Genomic DNA, 18555 nt, shown 5'->3' on the forward strand with positions numbered 1-18555 from the left:
CGATTTCCGGCAACCCTGATATTGTAACCGTTCAGCAGCGCCGCTTCGCTGCTGAACGGTTACGAAACATCGATGATTTTTAGGCTGTTGGTGGTGCCTGCCACCCCAAACAGGGTGCCGGCGGTGATCACCAGCCTTCGCGTCCCGGAGCGGATCAACCCGGCGCTTTTCAGCCGCTCGGCCAATTCGAGGTCCGACAGGGCGACGGAGGGCACCTCCAGGGGAAAAACCCCCGAGGAAAGGGCGAGGATATTGCGGACCGTCGGATTATCGGTGATAGCCACAATCCAGGGCCGCGGCCGCAGCCGGGCGATGCGCCGGGCCGTTGTCCCGGTTGCGGTGGGGGTTACAGCCAGATCAACGGTCCGGTTCTCCAGAACATCGCAGGTGGCACTGCTGATCAGATCGTCAATGCTGTCTTCGGAACGGATCGCGGCCCGAACCTCCAACGCGACGCCGCCGCTCTTGACCAGGCGCCGTTCGGTCTGGTGGGCAATTTTCTTGGCAATGCGGACCACCGCTGCCGGATCATGGCCAATGGCGGTCTCCTCGGAAAACATGATGGCATCGGCGCCATCGAGAATGGCATTGGCCACGTCGGTGACCTCGGCCCGGGTGGGCCGGGCGTTGTCCACCATGGACAGCAGCATCTGGGTGGCGACGATCACCGGCTTGGCCGCCATGTTGGCCCGGTGGATGATATCCTTCTGCAACCCCGGAATCTCTTCGATGGGCAGCTCGATGCCGAGATCGCCCCGAGCCACCATCACCGCGTCGGCCTGCGCGAGAATAGCGTCCAGGTTGGCCACGGCCTGCCGCCGCTCGATCTTGGCCAGCAGGCAGGGGTGATAGTTCCCGGTTTGCGGCAGGAGAGCGCGGGCGGCCAACATATCCTCCGGGGTGCCGACAAAGGAGATGCAGATCACATCCGCCTTATGCTGTATGGCAAAGGCGATGCCGCGCTTGTCCTCTTCGGTGAGCACCCCGGCCGGCGCATCATAGCCGGGGATATTAACTCCTTTGTTGGAACGGACCACCCCGGCCACCAGGGCCTCGGTTTCGATAATCTCTCCCTGGATGGACTTGACCTTAAACTGCAGCATGCCGTCGCCGACAAAGATGATGGAGCCCGGCCGCACCCCCTGGGCCAACCCGGAAATTTCATGGGGCAGAAAGATGCCCGCCTTGGGCCGGGGCTGGTCGGCAGGCCAGAAGTGGACCTTGGCCCCCCGCCGCACGGTAATCGGCTTGGGCACCTTCCCCAGCCGCATCTTCGGCCCCGGTAGATCCACAATGATGGCCACCGGTCTCCCCATTTCCCCGCTGATCTTCCGCAGGCTGGCGATCACCCCGGCATGTTCCTTAAGATCTCCGTGGGAAAGATTCAGGCGAAAGCCATCAACCCCGGCGGTCATCAGGCGACGTTGCACGGCAGCCGAAAAAGAAGCCGGCCCCAGGGTGGCCACGATCTTGGTCTTGGAGATGAATGCTTTCATGCTGCTCCTTGGCTTTTCCTGAGGATCGGTGATTGTTTGCATGCCAGGCAAAGCAAAGGCGTGGCAAACGCACCATCACGACCAGTGTATCGTTTTTCCGCCCCAGCTGCCAAACACAAATTTCGCCTCATTTGGCAATCTCGCCGCAGCCGAGAACCACCTCGCCCTCATAAAAAACCGCAAACTGGCCGGGGGTCACCGCGCGCTGGGGCTCGCTAAAGGTCAGCAGCACTCCGCCATCAAGACCGACGATCTCTGCCTGGCAGGCTGGATGCCGCGAACGGATTTTCACCTCGCACACGAGGGGCAAGGATGGCGGCTGACCTTGCAGCCAATGCACCACAGGCAACCGCACCTCCTGCTGCCAGAGATCCGCGTCCTTGCCGACCACCACCGCGTCGCGCTCTAAATCAAGCCCCACCACATACCAGGGAGTGGCATCCGGCAACCCCAACCCCCTCCGCTGGCCGATAGTATACTGATGGATGCCCCCATGGCAACCAAGCTCTTTGCCCTGCAAGGTCAGCATCGGGCCTGGCCGTTCATGCCCCGGAGAATGGGCGGCGAGAAACTCCCCCACCGACTGGTGTTTCAAAAAACAGATATCCTGGCTTTCTGCCGTATCCCGGAAGGCCAGGCCAAACTCGGCGGCAAGGTCGTAAACCTCCTCCTTCCGGAAAGAGCCCAGGGGAAAGCAGAGGTGCGCCAGCTGCGCCTGGGTGAGCAACCCGAGAAAATAGGACTGATCTTTTTTAGGATCAACGCCTTTGCACAAGCGATACCCGGTTTTTTCGTCCCCGCTGAGCCGGGCATAATGGCCGGTGGCAAGCAGATCCGCGCCAAGGCTCTCCCGCGCCTGATCCAGCAGTAGGCCGCATTTGATGGTGCGGTTACAGACCACGCAGGGGTTGGGGGTTTTCCCGGCAAAATAGCTGGTGCAAAAATAGTCCACCACCGCCCGCCGGAAAGGTTCGGCCAGATCCACCACGGTAAGCGGGATCTGTAAAAAATCGGCCACCGCCCGGACCCGTTGCAGCTGCTCCGCCAGATCGGGCTGGGCCAGGGCCATGAAAACGCCCTGCACCTGCGCCCCCTGTTGCTGCAACAGGGCAGCGGCCACCGAGGAATCAACGCCGCCGCTCATGGCGACAACAATCTTTTTCTGGTGTATAGTCGTTGCGAAACGTTCTGCCATCCGATCCCCAGCACGAAAAGGCTTGTCGATGAAACTCCCGGAACTTCTTGCCCCAGCAGGCAATTTTGAAAAAATGCAGACCGCCATCCACTACGGCGCCAATGCGGTCTATCTCGGCGGCAAGAAATTCAGCCTCCGGGCCCATGCCACCAATTTCGGCGAAGAAGAAATCGCCCAGGCCGTGGCCTATGCCCACGAGCGCGGTGTCCAAGTATACACCACCCTCAACATCTTTGCCCACAATGACGATCTTGCCGAGCTGCCCGATTATCTCGCTGCGCTAGAAGAGGCGAAAGTGGACGGGTTGATCATCTCCGACCCGGGCATCCTCGCCGTTGCCCAACGGACGGTGCCCCAGCTGCCCATCCATCTCAGCACCCAGGCCAATGTCACCAACCTGGAGAGTGTCCGTTTCTGGGCCGGCCAGGGGGTCAAACGGCTCAACCTGGCCCGGGAGCTTTCCCTGGCCGAGATCAGCCAGATCCGGCAGGCCACCGAGGCGGAGCTGGAGATCTTCGTGCACGGGGCGCTGTGCATCTCCTACTCGGGCCGCTGCCTCTTGAGCCTCTATCTCACTGGCCGCGACGCCAACCAAGGCAACTGCGCCCATCCCTGCCGCTACCACTACCGGTTGGAAGAGGAAAAGCGGCCGGGCCAGTTCTTCCCGGTGGAGGAAGACAGCCGCGGCACCTATATCTTCAACGCCAAGGACCTCTGCCTCTTGAACCGGTTGCCCGAGCTGATCCGGGCCGGGGCGGACAGCCTCAAACTCGAAGGGAGGATGAAAAGCGTCTATTATGTAGGGGCCATAACCCGCCTTTACCGGGCCGCCCTTGATTACTGGAAGACGGAAGGGCTTGACGCCGTCCTGCCGGAAACCTTCCGGGAAGAGCTGCTGAAAATCGGTTCGCGGGGCTACACGGAAAACTTCTTCGACCAGCCGCCCACCGCCGCCGACATGCTCTACAACGGGGCGATGATCAGCTACGACTATGCCCCGGTGGGCATCGTCCGCCAGGCAGGCCCCCAGCCGGTTATTGAGACCCGCAACCCCATCGCGGTGGGCGACCGCCTGGAATACCTGGGACGCGGCCTCGTGAACACCGACCACACGGTGCTCTGCCTCACCGGCCAAAACGGAGTCCAACTCCCCCAGGCGAACCCGAACAACCTCGTCACCCTCGCCCTTGACCCTGCGCCCGCAACCTGTGAGATCAACGGCCTCTTCAGAAAAAAAATGGCTTCCTGAACAAAAAATGCCTATAATGTAAAGCACATACCATCAACCGTGAGGAGCGCCCCCACCGCCATGCAGCACATCCTGAGCATCGCCATGATCCTGACCGGAGCAGTTGTCATGCTCTTCAGCCTTGTCAAGGCCAAGGACCTGCACATCCTCACCCCCTTCATCCCCGAGCGCATCAAGCCGGAGATCATCCGCGCCCTGCGCCTGCATCGCGGGCTGATGCTTTTTTTCCTCCTGGGTTACTGCGTGGTGGCCGGAGTCTTTTTCCTGCGCCTTCCCTTTGTCGGCGAGCTCCTCGTTGGCCTCGTTTTTCTGCTTGGGGCCATCTTCGTCCTCCTTGGCCTGCACATCCAGACCAGAATGCTTCTGGAGATAAAAAACACCCTGCAAGGCCTGTTACCCATCTGCGCCTCCTGCAAAAAAATCCGCCACGCCGATGGCGACCCCCATGACCCGGCCTCGTGGAGCACCGTGGAGAAATTCATCTCCGCCAAGACCTCCGCCGATTTCACCCACAGCATCTGCCCGGACTGCCTGAAAAAACTCTACCCAGATCTGTATAAATAATTGTCGCCATGACCCCCTCTCGCTTTGAGCCGTTTCAGGACCGCCTGAGTCGCGATATTAGAAATGAGCTTTCCGCAGCTCTGCCTCTGGCGCTGGCCCAACACGACCTTGCCCCGGTCCGGACGGTTGCCGATCGGTATCTGCAGCAAGGGGTGGCAACGCCCTATGCCGCCTATATCGAGGCGCGATTGGCAGGGTACGCTCAGGCCCTGGCGATAATCGGTCGCGCGAAAGCGGCGGATGCCCTGAGCCGGGCGCTGGTGTTTTGGGATTTGGGGCTTTTTTTTGAGGTCCACGAAATTCTGGAGCAGGCCTGGCATGGGGCGCAGGGTGCGGAAAAAGAGATTCTCCAGGCGCTGATCCGGGCGGCGGGCTTTTATATCAAGGGGGAGTATGGCTATTTCGAGGCAGGGGCGAAAATGGCCGCTCGGGCCGTGGCGGCATTGGAAAAAAACCGGCAGGGTTGCGCCGGTTTCGATGTGGAGAAACTTTTAGAGAGCTTGCGCAATCTGGACCCGGTCCCGCCCAAGCTATTGCGGCAGGACCAGACTCATTGAATGATCCGGATAATTTTTCGTTCGAGAATCTCCAGGGTGAAGGGCTTTAAAATCAACTCGTCCACCTTGAGCTGCATGGCCATGCTAATCCTGGCTTCGGTGGCCTCCGCCGTCACCATGATGAACAGGATATCTTTTAATACCTCGCTGGCGCGTATTTCCTGCAACAATTCAAAGCCGTTCATCACCGGCATGTTCCAATCGGAAATCACCAGATCGATCTTCTGGGCCTGCAGGATTTCCATGGCCGCGCTGCCATTCTGGGCTTCGTAAATATGGGAAAAGCCCATCCGTTGCAGCTGCACCTTCATGATATTGCGGAGCACCGCCGTATCGTCCACGATGAGAATCTCTCTATTCGCCTGTGCCATTTTTCCCTTCCTTGTCGGATGGTTGGTTGCAAGGGGCTTTCACCTTACTTCTCGGCATTATTAGGAAAAAACATGAGGCCCTTTGCAAGAAATCGCGGCCCATACCGACTTGCTCCACGGTTTACGGAAAGAAATGATTCTGTTATGATCAGCACGTTTCTTCTGCTGTCTGTGTGATATTCCTGCCGAATCTCGGCATAGAGAACCTAAACCGGAGGCTTTCATGGCTGACTCAACCTTGCCGCCCTTTATCCAGGCACTGCTTCAATCCGGGGCCGGGGCATACCCGCATCCCGCACCGGAAGTAACCCTGGTGCAAACCCATATTTCCTATGTGCTGCTGGCAGGCGACTTTGTCTACAAGATCAAAAAACCCGTGGACTTCGGCTTTCTCAACTTCACCACCCTGGAAAAGCGCAAACATTTCTGCGAAGAGGAGCTGCTCTTAAACCGGCGGTTGTGCCCCTCCCTCTACCTCGGGTTGGTGGCGATCACCGAGCAGGACGGAGGTTTTTCCCTGGACGGCCCCGGCACCCCGGTGGAATACGCAGTAAAAATGGCGCGGATGCCGGAAGAGCGGATGATGGCCAAGGTCATCGGTCAGGGCGGACTGAGCAAGGAGATCCTCGACCGGATCATCGGCATCCTGGTTCCCTTCTACGCCAAGGCCGAGAGCGGCCCGGCCATTGAAAAATTCGGCACTGCCCTGGCGGTGAGCGTCAATGTGCTGGAAAATTTTGAGCAGACCCAGGGATTCATCGGCTGCGCGGCCTTGAGCCAGGAGCAGTTCGAGGCGATCAGCGGCTATGCCCGTGATTTTCTGAAAAAAGAGGAGCTCTTTGCCGCCAGAATCGCGGCGGGGAGGGTGCGCGACTGCCACGGCGACCTCTATTCCGCCAACATCTGCCTGGCCGAGGAGATCTACATCTACGACTGCATCGAGTTCAACCAGCGCTTCCGCTACTGCGATGTGGCAAGCGATGTGGCCTTTCTGGCCATGGACCTCGATTTCCACGGCCTGCCCGAGCTTTCCCATTATTTTATCGAACGATTCTGCCAGGCCGCAGGCGACACCACCCTGCTGCCCATGCTCAACTTCTATAAATGCTACCGCGCCTATGTGCGCGGCAAGATCGGCCTGTTCACCGCCCATGCCCCGGAGGTTGATCCTGCCACCGCCGAAACCTGCCTGAACCAGGCAAAAAAATACTTCGCCCTGGCCCAACGCTATGCCGCGTCCTGAGCTGTTCATCTTTTTCGGCCTGATCGCCACGGGCAAGTCCACCGTGGCCCAGGCCTGGGCCGACCGCCAAGGTCTTCGCTATTACAACTCCGACGTGGTGCGCAAGGAATTGGCCGGCCTCACCCCGCAGAGCCACCAGCGCGAAACCGCGGACCAGGGCATCTACACCGGCGAGTTCACCGCCAAAACCTATGCGGCCCTGCTGGAACGGGCCGAGCACGATCTGGCCCAGGGGCGGGGCCGGGGGGTGGTACTTGATGCCTCGTACCAGCGAAAATCAGATCGCGATGCGGTGCGGATGCTTGCGCAGCGTCTGGGGGTTCGGCTATACTGTATTCTCTGTGTCTGCCCGGAAGAGGAAATGAAGCGCCGCATGGCCCAAAGGGCTCTTGACCCGCAGGCCGTGTCGGATGGACGCTGGGAGATCTACCTGAAACAAAAAGAGCGGTTCGAAGCCCCGACGGAACTTGCCCCGGATCAGCTCATAACCCTGTCAACCGATCTGCCGGTGCAAGCTGTTTTAGAGCAGCTTGCCGCCCAGCTGGAGACGCAGCCATGAATACGCGCATCTATGTTCTGAAGTTCCCCAAGGAAGTCATCGACCAGCCGATCATCAGCAATCTGGTGAAGAAGTACGACCTGGAATTCAATATCCTCAAGGCCACCATCCTCCTCCAGCAGGAAGGGGTCATGGTCCTCGAATTTTTGGGCCACAAGGCCAATGTCAAAAAAGGCATCGCCTACCTCAACGAGATGGGGGTTTCGGTGAAAAGCATGGCCGGCAACATCCACCGCGACGACGAGAAATGCTACCAATGCGGGGCCTGCACCGGCGTCTGCCCCACCGGCGCCCTCTCGATCCACCGGCCCGACATGGCGGTGCTCTTCGACGAGGAAAAATGCACCGCCTGCGGCCTGTGTGTTTCCGTCTGCCCGGCCCGGGCCATGGAGGTTTCCTTAAACGGCAATGTGGAGCTGGCCGCCTAGGAGATCGTTCCGATACCCCCCGTTTGCGGGACGCCCTTCGGCTCCGCCCAGGAAAGCCCTGTCGAACCGTAGTTCCCCCGGAACCTCCACCTTCGACCCACTCCGACCAAACGCCTTCGGACATTGTTGCTCAAGGCCAGAGCGGGGCTAACGCCTCAAGCGCGGGTCCCGGGGTGAGAGAAGAAAAGAAGCTGGTGGTTTACCCTCTCCGCTCTCTCCGGAATTTTCCGGCACCTAGCCGCAATAAATGGAAAGCCAAGTGAATGTGACCCCTGTAAGCGCGCCAACACCCGCGGAAAAAACAGCCTTTACCATCCTGATTATGATCAGCCTCTGTCATCTGCTCAATGACATGATGCAGACCCTGTTGTCCGCGATCTATCCGCTGCTCCAGAGCAATTACGGCTTGAGCTTTGCCCAGATCGGCATGATAACCCTCACCTTCCAGGGCACGGCCTCGGTCCTCCAGCCCGTGGTCGGTTTTTATATCGACCGGAATCCGCGGCCCTATTCCCTGGCCATGGGCATGGGCCTTACCCTCTCGGGGCTGGTGCTCTTTTCCCAGGCGGGCAGCTATCCGGTGCTGTTGCTGGCAGCGGCCCTGGTGGGGACCGGCTCGTCGGTGTTCCATCCGGAATCGTCCCGGGTGGCGCGGATGGCTTCGGGGGGGCGGCATGGCTTGGCGCAGTCGTTGTTTCAGGTGGGGGGCAATGCCGGCTCGGCCATTGGCCCGCTGCTTGCCGCGCTCATCGTCTTGCGCCATGGCCAAACCAGCCTTGCCTGGTTTTCCCTCGCAGCCCTGCTGGGCATGTATCTGCTGATCAAGGTTGGCCACTGGTACAAGGCACACGGGCTGATGCGGCTGCAAGCACGGGCAAGCGCAACTGTGGTCCAGACGCTGCCCAGCGGCAAGGTGGCGCTGACCCTGGCGGTGCTGCTGGCCTTGATGTTCTCAAAGTTTTTCTACCTGGCCAGCATGTCCAGCTACTATATCTTCTACCTGATAGATAAGTTTCAGCTCCCGGTGCGGAGCGCGCAGCTGCATCTCTTTGTCTTCTTCGGCGCGGTGGCCGTCGGCACCGTTGCCGGTGGGCCGATTGGGGACCGTTTTGGCCGCAAGGTGGTGATCTGGGGTTCGATCCTGGGGGTGCTTCCCTTTACCCTGGCCCTGCCCTATGCCAATCTGTTCTGGACCGGGGTGCTCAGCGTGCCCATCGGGGTGATTCTTGCCTCGGCTTTCCCGGCCATTGTGGTCTATGCCCAGGAACTCCTCCCGGCCAGGGTCGGCACGGTGGCCGGGATGTCCTTTGGTTTTGCCTTCGGCATGGGCGGGATCGGCGCCGCGGTGCTCGGCCATCTTGCCGACATAACCAGCCTGGCCTATGTGTACCACCTCTGTTCGTTTCTGCCCGCCATCGGCCTGCTCGCCATCTTCCTGCCGCAACTGGAAACGGAATCCCGGCGGCGGAGGCAATCGGCCGAGTAAACCGCTCTCTTTGATGCTTACTGGATGCGGGGATAGGCGAAGCCACAGTGCTTGGCTTCTTTCCGCGCTGGGGTGCAGACCGGGCTCCCTCTTCCTGTTTTCGCGGGTCGCCGCCTTTTTCAGCCCACCAAGAATGCCTTGACCTCATTTCCGGGACCTGTGCTATAATTTTTCTATCATTTGGCGTGGAACAATCAAAAAACTTCATCCAAAGGGAGGGGCATTCAGCAGGGGGTTGGGAAGAAGATTCATAATCAAAAAACCTTCACATTCAAAAGGAGCTCTTATGAAACTGTCCAAACTGTTCTCCAGCTTTTTTCTCGTTGTTCTGCTGGGTTCTTTTCTGGGTTGTGCCTCGACGGCAACGAAAGAGGGAACCGGAGAATATATTGATGACTCCGTCATTACCGCCAAGGTAAAGGCGGAAATTTTCAACGACGCTTCGCTGAAATCAAGCGAGATCAATGTCGAAACGTTCAAGGGCGTGGTTCAGTTGAGCGGCTTCGTCAATTCCCAGGCGGACATCAACAAAGCGGTCGCAGTTGCACGCACCGTCAAGGGTGTGACCTCGGTCAAGAATGCCATGCAGGTTAAGCAGCAGACGAAGAAGAAAAAGGCTGTTGAGGGCTGCTAAGTGCGGCCGCGAGCAAAAATAACAGGCAGGTGAAGTAGGTCGTGAAGCAACGCTGTTTTGCGACAAGTCCTGTTGCGCTTCCCGGAGGTTTGCTCCGGGAAGCAACTGGGCCAGGCGCTGTTTCCCGTTAGGATAACTCGGTGAAAAAGACGTAGATTTCCGCCCCGCCGCTGCCTTGCATACTCTCCGTGTTGACCCCGCAGATTCTTTTCCCCCGTTATTCTCCCTGTTCAAGGTTCGTGTTTCCGCGCTGTTGATCCTCACCCATAATCTGGATGAGCCTCCCCCAAAAACACCCCAGAGGCCTCACAGATTGTCAATGCTTGAAAAGTGCCGGGGTTCACGCTTTCAGGCGCAGTTTTTTTCGATGCAGGGGATAATCTTCACTGCGGGGTGGCGATCTCCCAAAAGGCCTGGATCTTCGGATTGCGCAGGTTCTTCTTCACGGTGCAGACCCCCAGGGAAAACGGGGCCAACTGAGGGAAGACATCGAGCACCGTGATCTGCTCCTGGAGCGGGCTTTTTTCCAAGACCAGGAGGGGCACCACCCCGACCCCGCAACCCAGGCTGACCATGGCGATGATCGCCTCGTTGCCCGCCACCTGGGCGTAGATGTTGGGCAGAATCTTTTTCGCGGCAAACCAGCGGTCGAGCCGCTCCCGGCTTAAGCCCTGCTCGGCTACGATAATCGGGGTTTTGCGCCAGTCGATCTCCGGGCCGTCGTGGATCACGATTTCGGGAAAGGCCAGCGGCGCGATGAAGACCAGCGGCGTTTCGGTGAGCGGCATGAACTCCAGGCCCTTTGCCTGTTTATCCGGCAAGGCGTCGATGATCACCTCCACCTCGCCGTTGCGCAACCGGGTCAACCCCTGGGCCGCATCCCCGGTCTGAAGTTTGATCTGCACCTCGGGACAGGCCTTGCGGAATCGGCCGAGGATGGCGGGCAGGATGCCGTAGGCCGCAGTGACCGAGCAGTAGAGGGAGATGTCGCCGTGCAGGGCCGCATCGTCGGCCAGGCTGTTTTTCAGCTCCTGCCAGCGGTCGATGGTCTCCTCGGCGTACTGCTTCAGACCCTCGCCGGCCCGGGTCAAGCGCACCGAGCGGTTGTCCCGGTCAAAGAGGAGCTCCCCCACCTCCGCCTCGATGCGCTGGATGGTGCGGGTCAGCGCCGAGGGCGTCACATGGCAGGCGCGGCTGGTTCTACCGAAGTGCAGCGACTCGGCCAGGTGGCGAAAGAGCTTGAGTTCTTCCATGTCCATGTCCATATCTCCAATTGTTGCAATTTCCGCAATACAATATCGCGAACAAGTCACTTGACGCAACAGAAAATGGGGCTATGATGGCCGATAGTATGAAAGAAAAACACCCTTCGACAGGCTTGTATGGTTTTTACAGCTCATTTCTGAGAAGCTCTAAGAAGAAGAGCCGGGGTGGAGGGACTTCGACTGGCATCTGCCGCGCTGCGGACAGACTTACTGAGAAATCTCCCACCACACCCCAAACGTCGATGAAGAATCTAGCGGCATGTGCATTGACCGCCGATTTGAACGCAAGCTAACGTCGGTGTGTGCCACCCCAGCATGATTACTTTACTTCTGGAGGCTACCATCATGCAAACCTTTCTAAACGTAGGGGTGGATGTTGCCAAAGACGCCGTTGTCGTTGCTTGTGCTGCGCAAAGCTTTCCTGTCCACAGTGTTGTCAATCAGCATGAAGTTTTGCTGGCTTGGCTGAAATCCCTGCCCGCAGGCAGCCGTATCGGCCTGGAGTCTACAGGCGGATATCACGAGTTGCTGGCTGATCTGGCGCATAGGCAAGGCTATACCGTATTTCTGCTTAACCCAATGGAGACCCGGCACTACGCCAAGGCCATGGGCAACCGCGCCAAAACCGACCGTGTCGATGCCGAACTAATCGCTCGTCTCATCGCGCAAGAGCATACTCGCCTGCGTCCCTACACGTCCCCCACGGCCAACCAGCGCAAGCTGGACCATCTGATCCGGCGGCGGGCCAAGATCGTCCGCATCAAGAGCACGCTCAAGCTGACGATGGCCAACCTGGGCGGGTTTGCCCCTGAGCTCAAGGCGGTCTTGTGCAAGCTCGACGCTTTGATTGCCAAAATCGATGTCGCCATGGCAACGATTGCTGCCCGTTCTCCGCAACACAAGGAAACGCAACAGCGGTTGCAAACCATTGTGGGGGTTGGCCCCCTGGTGGGCATGGCCTTAACCAATACGTTGGAACGAGTTCCTTTCCGCAATGCGGATGCGTTCGTCGCATTCACCGGTTTCGACCCCAGAGCAAATGACTCCGGTCACAAGGCTGGCCGTAGACGCTTGTCCAAACGCGGCCCCGGCGAATTACGCCGTCTGCTGTTTAATGCCGCGATGTCCGCCGTCAAAACCAAAGTCTGGAAACCTATTTATGAGCATTATCGCAGCAAAGGCTGGAGTACGACCGCAACGTTGGTGATCATCGCCCGGAAAATCGCCCGAGCCGCCTGGTCTATTCATCACTACCGCTCGACATTTAACCCAGAACGGCTTACAAAATGCTTGACGTAAACCATAGAATCTCAGGGCGAACGGTAGTCATCTTGAAATCATTTAGTTTCTTCCGTTCATGCTGAGCCTGTCGAAGCATAATAACGCTTTTTGCAAGAGCCTCATTTCCAATACGATAAGGAGAACACAATGGGACAGAACTACTTCAACAGCCTGCCGCTGCGTTTGCAGCTTGATGAGCTTGGCCAGTGCCGCTTCATGGATTCTTCCGAGTTCAACGGGGTGGAGGCACTCAAGGGCAAGAAGATCGTCATCGTCGGTTGCGGCGCCCAGGGGTTGCACCAGGGCCTCAACCTCCGCGACAGCGGCCTCGATGTTTCCTACGCCCTGCGCGAAGAAGCGATCAAGACCAAGCGCCAGTCCTTTAAGAACGCCTCGGAAAACGGCTTCACCGTGGGCACCCCTGAGAAGCTGATCCCCAAGGCAGACCTGGTCATCAACCTCACTCCGGACAAGCAACACACCAAGGTGGTCTCCGCCATCATGCCGCTGATGAAAAAAGGGGCGACGCTCTCTTACTCCCACGGCTTCAACATCGTGGAAGAGGGGATGCAGATCCGCAAGGATCTTACGGTTATCATGGTTGCCCCCAAATCCCCCGGCACCGAGGTGCGGGAGGAGTACAAGCGCGGCTTCGGCGTGCCCACCCTGATTGCGGTACACCGCGCCAACGACCCCCAGGGCAAGGGCTGGGAGCTGGCCAAGGCCTATGCCTGCGGCACCGGCGGCGACCGGGCCGGGGTACTGGAATCCTCCTTTGTCGCCGAGGTGAAGTCCGACCTGATGGGCGAGCAGACCATCCTCTGCGGCATGCTCCAGGCAGGCTCCTTACTCTGCTACGACAAGATGATCGAAAAGGGTATTGAGAGCGGCTACGCCTCCAAGCTTGTCCAGTACGGCTGGGAGACCATCACCGAGGCCTTGAAGCACGGCGGCATCACCAACATGATGGATCGCCTCTCCAATCCGGCCAAGATCAAGGCCTTCTATCTTGCCGAGGACCTCAAGGACATCCTGGCCCCGCTCTTTGCCAAGCACATGGACGACATCATGAGCGGCCATTTCTCCAAGACCATGATGGAGGACTGGGCCAACAACGACAAAAACCTCCTCAAATGGCGGGCAGCCACCGGCAAAACCGCCTTCGAAAAATCCACCTCCACCAAGAAGAAGATCACGGAGCAGGAGTATTTCGACAACGGCATCCTCATGGTGGCCATGGTCAAGGCCGGGGTCGAACTGGCCTTCGACACCATGGTTTCCGCCGGGATCAAAGAAGAATCCGCCTATTACGAGTCGCTGCACGAGGTGCCGCTCATCGCCAACACCATCGCCCGCAAGAAGCTTTACGAGATGAACGTGGTCATCTCCGACACCGCCGAGTACGGCTGCTACCTCTTTGCCCACGCCGCCGTGCCGATGCTGGCCGGGTTCATGAAGCAGATCGACACCGACGTGATCGGCAAGGGGCTGAGCGTCAAGGACAGCGGGGTGAGCAACATGGAGTTGGTCCAGATCAACGAGGCGATCCGCTACACCGGGGTCGAGGAGATCGGCGCGGAGCTGCGCTCCTACATGGGGGCCATGAAACCCATTCTCTAATCCCGAAGCAAAAGTATGCCGCAGCAAAGGGGAACCCGCAGGGGTTCCCCTTTTTTTTGGCTGGGTGTGGACTTTTTCAGCCAGCCAAAATTGCCTTGACCTCATTTACGGACCCCATGATACAATATTATATCATTTGGAGCGGCTGCTCGCGAAGCCGCCTAACCCATAAAGGAGGACAAGACAATGTGGAAACGGGTATGAATCGGCTGAGCATGGACAGACGGAGCCGGAAGGCATCTTTCCGGTCGGCAGGAAACCAAGAAAAATTTCATCTTGTTTTTGCCGCCAAACTGTCCTGCATTTGGGGAATCCCCCTGCTACCCCCTCGACGAGAGAGAAAAAAGTAGGGGTCCATGCGTCGGAGGGAAGCAAAACCTGAAAAAATCACCCACAAGGAGAATCATCATGAAACTGATCAATCTGTTTGGGAGCTTTTTTCTCGTCATTCTGCTGGTTTCTTTTCTGGGCTGCGCCTCGACTTCAAAGCAAGAGGGAACCGGAGAGTATATTGATGACTCTGTTATCACCACCAAGGTAAAGGCGGAAATTCTCCATGAGCCTTCGCTGAAGTCGAGCGAGATCAACGTCGAAACCTTCAAGGGCGTGGTTCAATTGAGCGGCTTTGTCAGTTCTCAGGCCGACATCAACAAGGCGGTCCAAATTACCCGCAGCGTTAAAGGGGTGAAATCGGTCACGAACTCCATGCGCGTTAAGTAAGGGGCGGCGCTCAATCGACCGGCTCACCGCCAAGTCTCATTTGCTCCATGGGCATTTGCGCCGGGGAGCAAATGAGACGGCACCGATGATAAGGCGATGCCCCCCGGCCTCTAATGGCCGCCAGAAACCGTTTCCAGCGAAGGGCGGCGTCGCGGGTAGCCGCGGGAAAGGGTATTTGTGCAACAGGTTGATAACCGAAAGGAACGATATGAAAACATCCACACTGATAGCTATTATTCTCATCGCCATAGGCATCGTGGCCTTTGCTTATCAAGGCATCACCTACACGACAAGAGAGAAGATCGTCGATCTCGGCCCTATCCAGATGACGGCGGAAAAGACGAAAACCCTGCCGTTGCCGCCGATCGTGGGAGCTGTTGCACTGGTGGGCGGCATCGTCTTGCTGGTCATGGGAAAAAGAAACGACTGATCAACGGCAGAACGTGCCAATAACGCGGAGGGTGTCATGCCGTCTTGTTTTGACAGAGGAGGAACAATGATGTGGGGAAACGGCTGCTGGCAGGGATGGGGACCGGGCATGGGAATTGGCGGGATGGCCATGATGCTGGTGTTCTGGGCGCTGGTTATTGCCTGCGTTGTTATGCTTTTTCGTTGGCTCGGGAGGAGTAAAAGGACGGAATTTTCCGGCCACCGGGAGACACCGCTCGATATTTTGAAAAAGCGTTATGCCCAGGGCGAAGTCAGCAAGGACGAATTTGATCGGATGCGAAAGGATTTGGAATCATAATCCTTTCAGGGGAAGGTGGGCATCATGAAGGAATTTAAACGGATTCTTGTTGTGAGCAGAATGATCCAGTCCTCCAGAAAAGCCATTCAATACGGCGTTTCACTGGCCCGGAAATATGACGCACAACTCTATGTGATTCATTGCATTTACAACCCCTTCGGTCTCAGAGGCTGGAGCATGGGGACCCTGTCGCTTGAAAAAGAGTATGGACAGATTCTTCTCGATGCCAGACGGAAGCTGTCCGAGCTTGTCGACTCCGAAAAGGCAAAAGGCATGTCCATAAAGGAGCTGATCCGGGAAGGAGAGCCCACCGAGGCAATTTTGAAAACCATTGGGGAAGAAAAAATCGACCTTCTGCTTATGCTTGCCCATGAAGAGGGCCACTTGGAAGATCTTTTTTTCAATCGCAGCAATGATGAATTGGTCAGAAAGATGCCCTGTTCGATCATGCTGGTGAAAAAAGAACCCGGGGCGATGGTGGAGAATGAAGATACCGGGGAAGAGGACGAGGAAGTGGTTGCCTGATTGTTTCAGGATCTGAATTGACCATGGGAGTCGGACATGAACCCTGATCGATATCTGCCCCGCTCCCTGCCCCCGGCGCTTAAGGGGCTAACGGACCTGGCGCTTGACATGCGCTGGAACTGGAACCATAGCGCCGATCTCCTTTGGCGTCAAACCGATCCGGAACTCTGGCAAACCACGGGTGATCCCTGGCTGATACTGGAAAGTATTTCCAGAAAGCGCCTGGAGGCCCTGGCTGGAGATGCGTCTTTTGTGAAGGAGTTGCAGCGCCAGCTCACCTATCGCAAGTCCTATCTGAGCCGAACGTCCTGGTTTGACGAGAGGCATGGTGAGGCCGGTTTGAAAACCGTGGCCTACTTCAGTATGGAATTCGGCTTGAGTGACGCCCTGCCCATTTATTCGGGTGGTCTGGGGGTGCTGGCCGGCGATTTCCTGAAAACCGCCAGCGACCTGGGTATCCCACTGGTCGGTGTCGGTTTGCTCTATCAGCAGGGTTATTTTCGCCAGGCGCTGGACACCAATGGCGACCAACTGGCTTTTTTCCCGTACAACAATCCCACCATGTTACCCGTGTTGCCGTTACAGGGCTCCGACGGGGAATGGCTGCGCGTCAGCGTGGAACTGCCGGGCCGCACCCTGCAATTGCGCGGCTGGCAGGCGCAGGTTGGGCGAGTCCCCTTGTATCTGCTGGACAGTAACGATCTCCTGAATGCTCCGGGCGACCGAGGCATCACGGGGGAACTTTACGGCGGGGGCACCGAAATGCGACTGCGACAGGAGATCGTGCTGGGCATCGGCGGCTGGCGTCTGCTGGAAGCGCTGAACCTCTCGCCACCGGTGTGTCATCTTAACGAAGGGCATGCCGCCTTCGTCGTGCTGGAGCGCGCCCGCCGCTTCATGGAACACAACGGCCTCTCCTTCCCCATCTCGCTGCACGCCACCAGGGCCGGCAATGTCTTTACCACCCACACCCCAGTTGCCGCAGGTTTCGATCGTTTTCCACGGGAGCTCATGACCCAGTATTTCTCCGATTATGCCGAGGGTCTCGGCATCTCCATGGAGGTCTTGCTTGGCTTGGGTTGCTGCGCTGACGACGACGATGACGGCGACTCCTTTAACATGGCGTATCTCGCCCTGCGCGGGTGCGGCAAGGCGAATGGAGTCAGCCGCTTGCACGGTGAGGTCAGTCGGCATATTTTCAGCCCCCTGTTTCCCCGTTGGCCGCAGGAGGAAATCCCCATCAGCCATGTCACCAATGGCGTGCATGTGCCATCGTGGGATTCGGCTGCGGCCGATGCGCTGTGGACCGAACATTGCGGCAAGGGTCGCTGGCTGAGTACCCTGGAAACCATCGAACAGTCCTGGGGAAAGGTGGACGATGAAAAACTGTGGCTCATGCGGAACCAGGCCCGGCAGCCTCTTATTACCGCGGTGCGGCAACGCCTGGCCCGCCAGCAGGCCGCCTGCGGCGTTACCAAAGAAGGGTTGGGGCAGTGTCTCCAGGTGCTTGATCCGAAGGCCCTGACCATCGGCCTCGCGCGCCGCTTTGCCAGTTATAAGCGGCCCACCCTGCTCCTTGCCGATCCCGACCGTCTGACCCGCCTGCTTACCAATGCCCAGCACCCCGTGCAGCTTATTATCGCCGGCAAGGCCCATCCCCAGGACGAGGAAGGACGGCGGCTGGTGCGGCAATGGAGTGATTATTTGCGTCAACCAAAGGTGCGTGGACACGGGGTGTTCCTGGAAGACTACGACATGGGGCTCGCCGCCGAACTGGTTCAGGGGGTGGACCTCTGGTTGAACACCCCGCTTCGCCCTTGGGAAGCATGCGGCACCAGCGGCATGAAGGTGCTGGTCAACGGCGGCCTCAACCTGTCCGAACTGGACGGCTGGTGGGCCGAGGCCTATGAGCCGGGCGTGGGTTGGTCCCTTGGCGACGGGCAGGAGCATGATCATGACCCCGCCTGGGATGCGGCGGAGGCCGAGGAACTGTATCGGCTTCTGGAGCAGGAAGTGGCGCCGGCCTTTTACACCCGTGATGCGCGGGGAATACCCACGGCCTGGGTGGCCAGGATGCGGCAGAGCATGGCGCGGTTGACGCCCAGGTTCTCCGGGAACCGGATGGCGCGGGAGTATACCGAGGATTACTACCTGCCCGCCGCCAAAGCATACCACCAACGCATAGCAGGCAAGGCGAGCCTTGCGGTTGCCATGGAAAAATGGCGCATCTCGCTCACCCGTCATTGGCATCAGGTGTGTTTTGGGCAGGTCACGGTGCAGGAATCTTCGGTTGAAAACCTGTTTCGGGTGGAAGTGTACCTGGGCCAACTGGAGCCGGCAGCGGTCCGCGTTGAATTATACGCCGAGACGCTGGGGCAGAAGACAAATTCCGTCCGCATAGCCATGGAACGCGGAGAGATGCTCACCGGGCCAAGCGCAGGCTATGCGTATTATGCCACGGTCTCCTCGAGGCGGCCGGCAAGGGACTATACCCCGCGGGTGATTCCCCAGCATGCGGAGGCCTTGGTGCCGCTGGAGGCCAATTTTATTCTCTGGCGCGAGTGAGCCGTGGGCAAGGAAGAAGAGGCCGCCCCTCCAAATACAGCCCGGGCCG

At 58.4% G+C, this 18555-nt stretch carries 19 protein-coding genes; 15 read left to right on the forward strand and 4 right to left on the reverse strand.

From position 1 onward, the window contains the following. Nucleotides 1-59: 59 nt before the first annotated feature. Both pyk and mnmA read right to left on the reverse strand, forming a co-directional pair. Complete coding sequence (pyk, locus tag ACZ46D_RS10510; protein ID WP_464927388.1) at nt 60-1496, reverse strand: pyruvate kinase; 1437 nt, start codon at nt 1494-1496, stop codon at nt 60-62. A 127-nt stretch (nt 1497-1623) separates the two neighbouring features. Beyond that, nucleotides 1624-2691, reverse strand: a complete 1068-nt coding sequence (gene mnmA / locus ACZ46D_RS10515) for a tRNA 2-thiouridine(34) synthase MnmA (protein ID WP_464927389.1) — start codon at nt 2689-2691, stop codon at nt 1624-1626. A gap of 28 nt (nt 2692-2719) precedes the next feature. Here mnmA and ACZ46D_RS10520 point away from each other — a divergent pair, with 28 nt between their 5' ends. The 3 genes from ACZ46D_RS10520 to ACZ46D_RS10530 are packed head-to-tail and all read left to right on the forward strand — an operon-like array spanning nt 2720 to nt 5061. Then, nucleotides 2720-3940, forward strand: coding sequence for a U32 family peptidase (locus tag ACZ46D_RS10520; RefSeq protein ID WP_464927390.1), 1221 nt, complete (start codon nt 2720-2722; stop codon nt 3938-3940). 60 nt (nt 3941-4000) lie between these two features. Further along, entirely contained in the window at nt 4001-4504 is a 504-nt protein-coding gene (locus ACZ46D_RS10525; RefSeq protein ID WP_464927391.1) for a hypothetical protein, read from the forward strand. 8 nt (nt 4505-4512) lie between these two features. After that, entirely contained in the window at nt 4513-5061 is a 549-nt protein-coding gene (locus ACZ46D_RS10530) for a DUF309 domain-containing protein (RefSeq protein ID WP_464927392.1), read from the forward strand. Here ACZ46D_RS10530 and ACZ46D_RS10535 read toward each other — a convergent pair. Next, complete coding sequence (locus tag ACZ46D_RS10535; protein WP_464927393.1) at nt 5055-5432, reverse strand: response regulator; 378 nt, start codon at nt 5430-5432, stop codon at nt 5055-5057. The genes ACZ46D_RS10530 and ACZ46D_RS10535 overlap by 7 nt on opposite strands. Before the next feature lie 223 nt (nt 5433-5655). Between ACZ46D_RS10535 and ACZ46D_RS10540 the strand changes: the two genes are divergently transcribed. From ACZ46D_RS10540 to ACZ46D_RS10560, 5 genes are all read left to right on the forward strand, one after another. Beyond that, entirely contained in the window at nt 5656-6675 is a 1020-nt protein-coding gene (locus ACZ46D_RS10540) for a hypothetical protein (protein ID WP_464927394.1), read from the forward strand. Continuing rightward, complete coding sequence (locus ACZ46D_RS10545) at nt 6662-7234, forward strand: P-loop nucleotide/nucleoside kinase family protein (protein ID WP_464927395.1); 573 nt, start codon at nt 6662-6664, stop codon at nt 7232-7234. Before ACZ46D_RS10540 ends, ACZ46D_RS10545 begins: the two co-directional genes overlap by 14 nt. Next, nucleotides 7231-7662 (forward strand): NIL domain-containing protein, encoded by a 432-nt coding sequence (locus tag ACZ46D_RS10550; RefSeq protein ID WP_464927396.1) that lies wholly within the window; start codon nt 7231-7233, stop codon nt 7660-7662. Before ACZ46D_RS10545 ends, ACZ46D_RS10550 begins: the two co-directional genes overlap by 4 nt. A gap of 247 nt (nt 7663-7909) precedes the next feature. Continuing rightward, entirely contained in the window at nt 7910-9148 is a 1239-nt protein-coding gene (locus ACZ46D_RS10555) for an MFS transporter (RefSeq protein WP_464927397.1), read from the forward strand. Nucleotides 9149-9434: 286 nt separating this feature from the next. Then, nucleotides 9435-9782 carry a BON domain-containing protein gene (locus tag ACZ46D_RS10560; RefSeq protein WP_464927398.1) on the forward strand — a complete coding sequence of 116 codons (348 nt, stop codon included), beginning with the start codon at nt 9435-9437 and terminating at the stop codon, nt 9780-9782. A 383-nt stretch (nt 9783-10165) separates the two neighbouring features. On the opposite strand, the gene ilvY is transcribed toward ACZ46D_RS10560, so the two are convergent. Further along, entirely contained in the window at nt 10166-11041 is an 876-nt protein-coding gene (ilvY, locus tag ACZ46D_RS10565; protein ID WP_464927399.1) for an HTH-type transcriptional activator IlvY, read from the reverse strand. Between the two features lie 321 nt (nt 11042-11362). Between ilvY and ACZ46D_RS10570 the strand changes: the two genes are divergently transcribed. The 7 genes from ACZ46D_RS10570 (at nt 11363) to glgP (ending at nt 18506) form a co-directional block, all read left to right on the forward strand. Continuing rightward, entirely contained in the window at nt 11363-12346 is a 984-nt protein-coding gene (locus ACZ46D_RS10570; protein WP_464926747.1) for an IS110 family RNA-guided transposase, read from the forward strand. Between the two features lie 129 nt (nt 12347-12475). Then, nucleotides 12476-13948 carry a ketol-acid reductoisomerase gene (gene ilvC, locus ACZ46D_RS10575; protein WP_464927400.1) on the forward strand — a complete coding sequence of 491 codons (1473 nt, stop codon included), beginning with the start codon at nt 12476-12478 and terminating at the stop codon, nt 13946-13948. A gap of 408 nt (nt 13949-14356) precedes the next feature. After that, nucleotides 14357-14668: a BON domain-containing protein gene (locus ACZ46D_RS10580; protein ID WP_464927401.1), complete on the forward strand. Its 312-nt coding sequence runs from the start codon at nt 14357-14359 to the stop codon at nt 14666-14668. 208 nt (nt 14669-14876) lie between these two features. Further along, nucleotides 14877-15098 carry a DUF3185 domain-containing protein gene (locus tag ACZ46D_RS10585; RefSeq protein ID WP_464927402.1) on the forward strand — a complete coding sequence of 74 codons (222 nt, stop codon included), beginning with the start codon at nt 14877-14879 and terminating at the stop codon, nt 15096-15098. A gap of 36 nt (nt 15099-15134) precedes the next feature. After that, nucleotides 15135-15416 carry an SHOCT domain-containing protein gene (locus ACZ46D_RS10590; protein ID WP_464927403.1) on the forward strand — a complete coding sequence of 94 codons (282 nt, stop codon included), beginning with the start codon at nt 15135-15137 and terminating at the stop codon, nt 15414-15416. Between the two features lie 24 nt (nt 15417-15440). Next, nucleotides 15441-15941 (forward strand): universal stress protein, encoded by a 501-nt coding sequence (locus ACZ46D_RS10595; protein ID WP_464927404.1) that lies wholly within the window; start codon nt 15441-15443, stop codon nt 15939-15941. A 36-nt stretch (nt 15942-15977) separates the two neighbouring features. Further along, nucleotides 15978-18506 carry an alpha-glucan family phosphorylase gene (gene glgP / locus ACZ46D_RS10600; protein ID WP_464927405.1) on the forward strand — a complete coding sequence of 843 codons (2529 nt, stop codon included), beginning with the start codon at nt 15978-15980 and terminating at the stop codon, nt 18504-18506. The last annotated feature ends 49 nt before the right edge of the window (nt 18507-18555 follow it).

Source organism: Thiovibrio sp. Mzg5 (assembly GCF_055379285.1).

Coding starts and splice junctions, on each gene's coding strand:
- pyk (WP_464927388.1), bottom strand. CDS start 1,496: ATGAAAGCATTCATCTCCAAGACCAAGATCGTGGCCACCCTGGGGCCG.
- mnmA (WP_464927389.1), bottom strand. CDS start 2,691: ATGGCAGAACGTTTCGCAACGACTATACACCAGAAAAAGATTGTTGTC.
- ACZ46D_RS10520 (WP_464927390.1), top strand. CDS start 2,720: ATGAAACTCCCGGAACTTCTTGCCCCAGCAGGCAATTTTGAAAAAATG.
- ACZ46D_RS10525 (WP_464927391.1), top strand. CDS start 4,001: ATGCAGCACATCCTGAGCATCGCCATGATCCTGACCGGAGCAGTTGTC.
- ACZ46D_RS10530 (WP_464927392.1), top strand. CDS start 4,513: ATGACCCCCTCTCGCTTTGAGCCGTTTCAGGACCGCCTGAGTCGCGAT.
- ACZ46D_RS10535 (WP_464927393.1), bottom strand. CDS start 5,432: ATGGCACAGGCGAATAGAGAGATTCTCATCGTGGACGATACGGCGGTG.
- ACZ46D_RS10540 (WP_464927394.1), top strand. CDS start 5,656: ATGGCTGACTCAACCTTGCCGCCCTTTATCCAGGCACTGCTTCAATCC.
- ACZ46D_RS10545 (WP_464927395.1), top strand. CDS start 6,662: ATGCCGCGTCCTGAGCTGTTCATCTTTTTCGGCCTGATCGCCACGGGC.
- ACZ46D_RS10550 (WP_464927396.1), top strand. CDS start 7,231: ATGAATACGCGCATCTATGTTCTGAAGTTCCCCAAGGAAGTCATCGAC.
- ACZ46D_RS10555 (WP_464927397.1), top strand. CDS start 7,910: ATGGAAAGCCAAGTGAATGTGACCCCTGTAAGCGCGCCAACACCCGCG.
- ACZ46D_RS10560 (WP_464927398.1), top strand. CDS start 9,435: ATGAAACTGTCCAAACTGTTCTCCAGCTTTTTTCTCGTTGTTCTGCTG.
- ilvY (WP_464927399.1), bottom strand. CDS start 11,041: ATGGACATGGAAGAACTCAAGCTCTTTCGCCACCTGGCCGAGTCGCTG.
- ACZ46D_RS10570 (WP_464926747.1), top strand. CDS start 11,363: ATGATTACTTTACTTCTGGAGGCTACCATCATGCAAACCTTTCTAAAC.
- ilvC (WP_464927400.1), top strand. CDS start 12,476: ATGGGACAGAACTACTTCAACAGCCTGCCGCTGCGTTTGCAGCTTGAT.
- ACZ46D_RS10580 (WP_464927401.1), top strand. CDS start 14,357: ATGAAACTGATCAATCTGTTTGGGAGCTTTTTTCTCGTCATTCTGCTG.
- ACZ46D_RS10585 (WP_464927402.1), top strand. CDS start 14,877: ATGAAAACATCCACACTGATAGCTATTATTCTCATCGCCATAGGCATC.
- ACZ46D_RS10590 (WP_464927403.1), top strand. CDS start 15,135: ATGCCGTCTTGTTTTGACAGAGGAGGAACAATGATGTGGGGAAACGGC.
- ACZ46D_RS10595 (WP_464927404.1), top strand. CDS start 15,441: ATGAAGGAATTTAAACGGATTCTTGTTGTGAGCAGAATGATCCAGTCC.
- glgP (WP_464927405.1), top strand. CDS start 15,978: ATGAACCCTGATCGATATCTGCCCCGCTCCCTGCCCCCGGCGCTTAAG.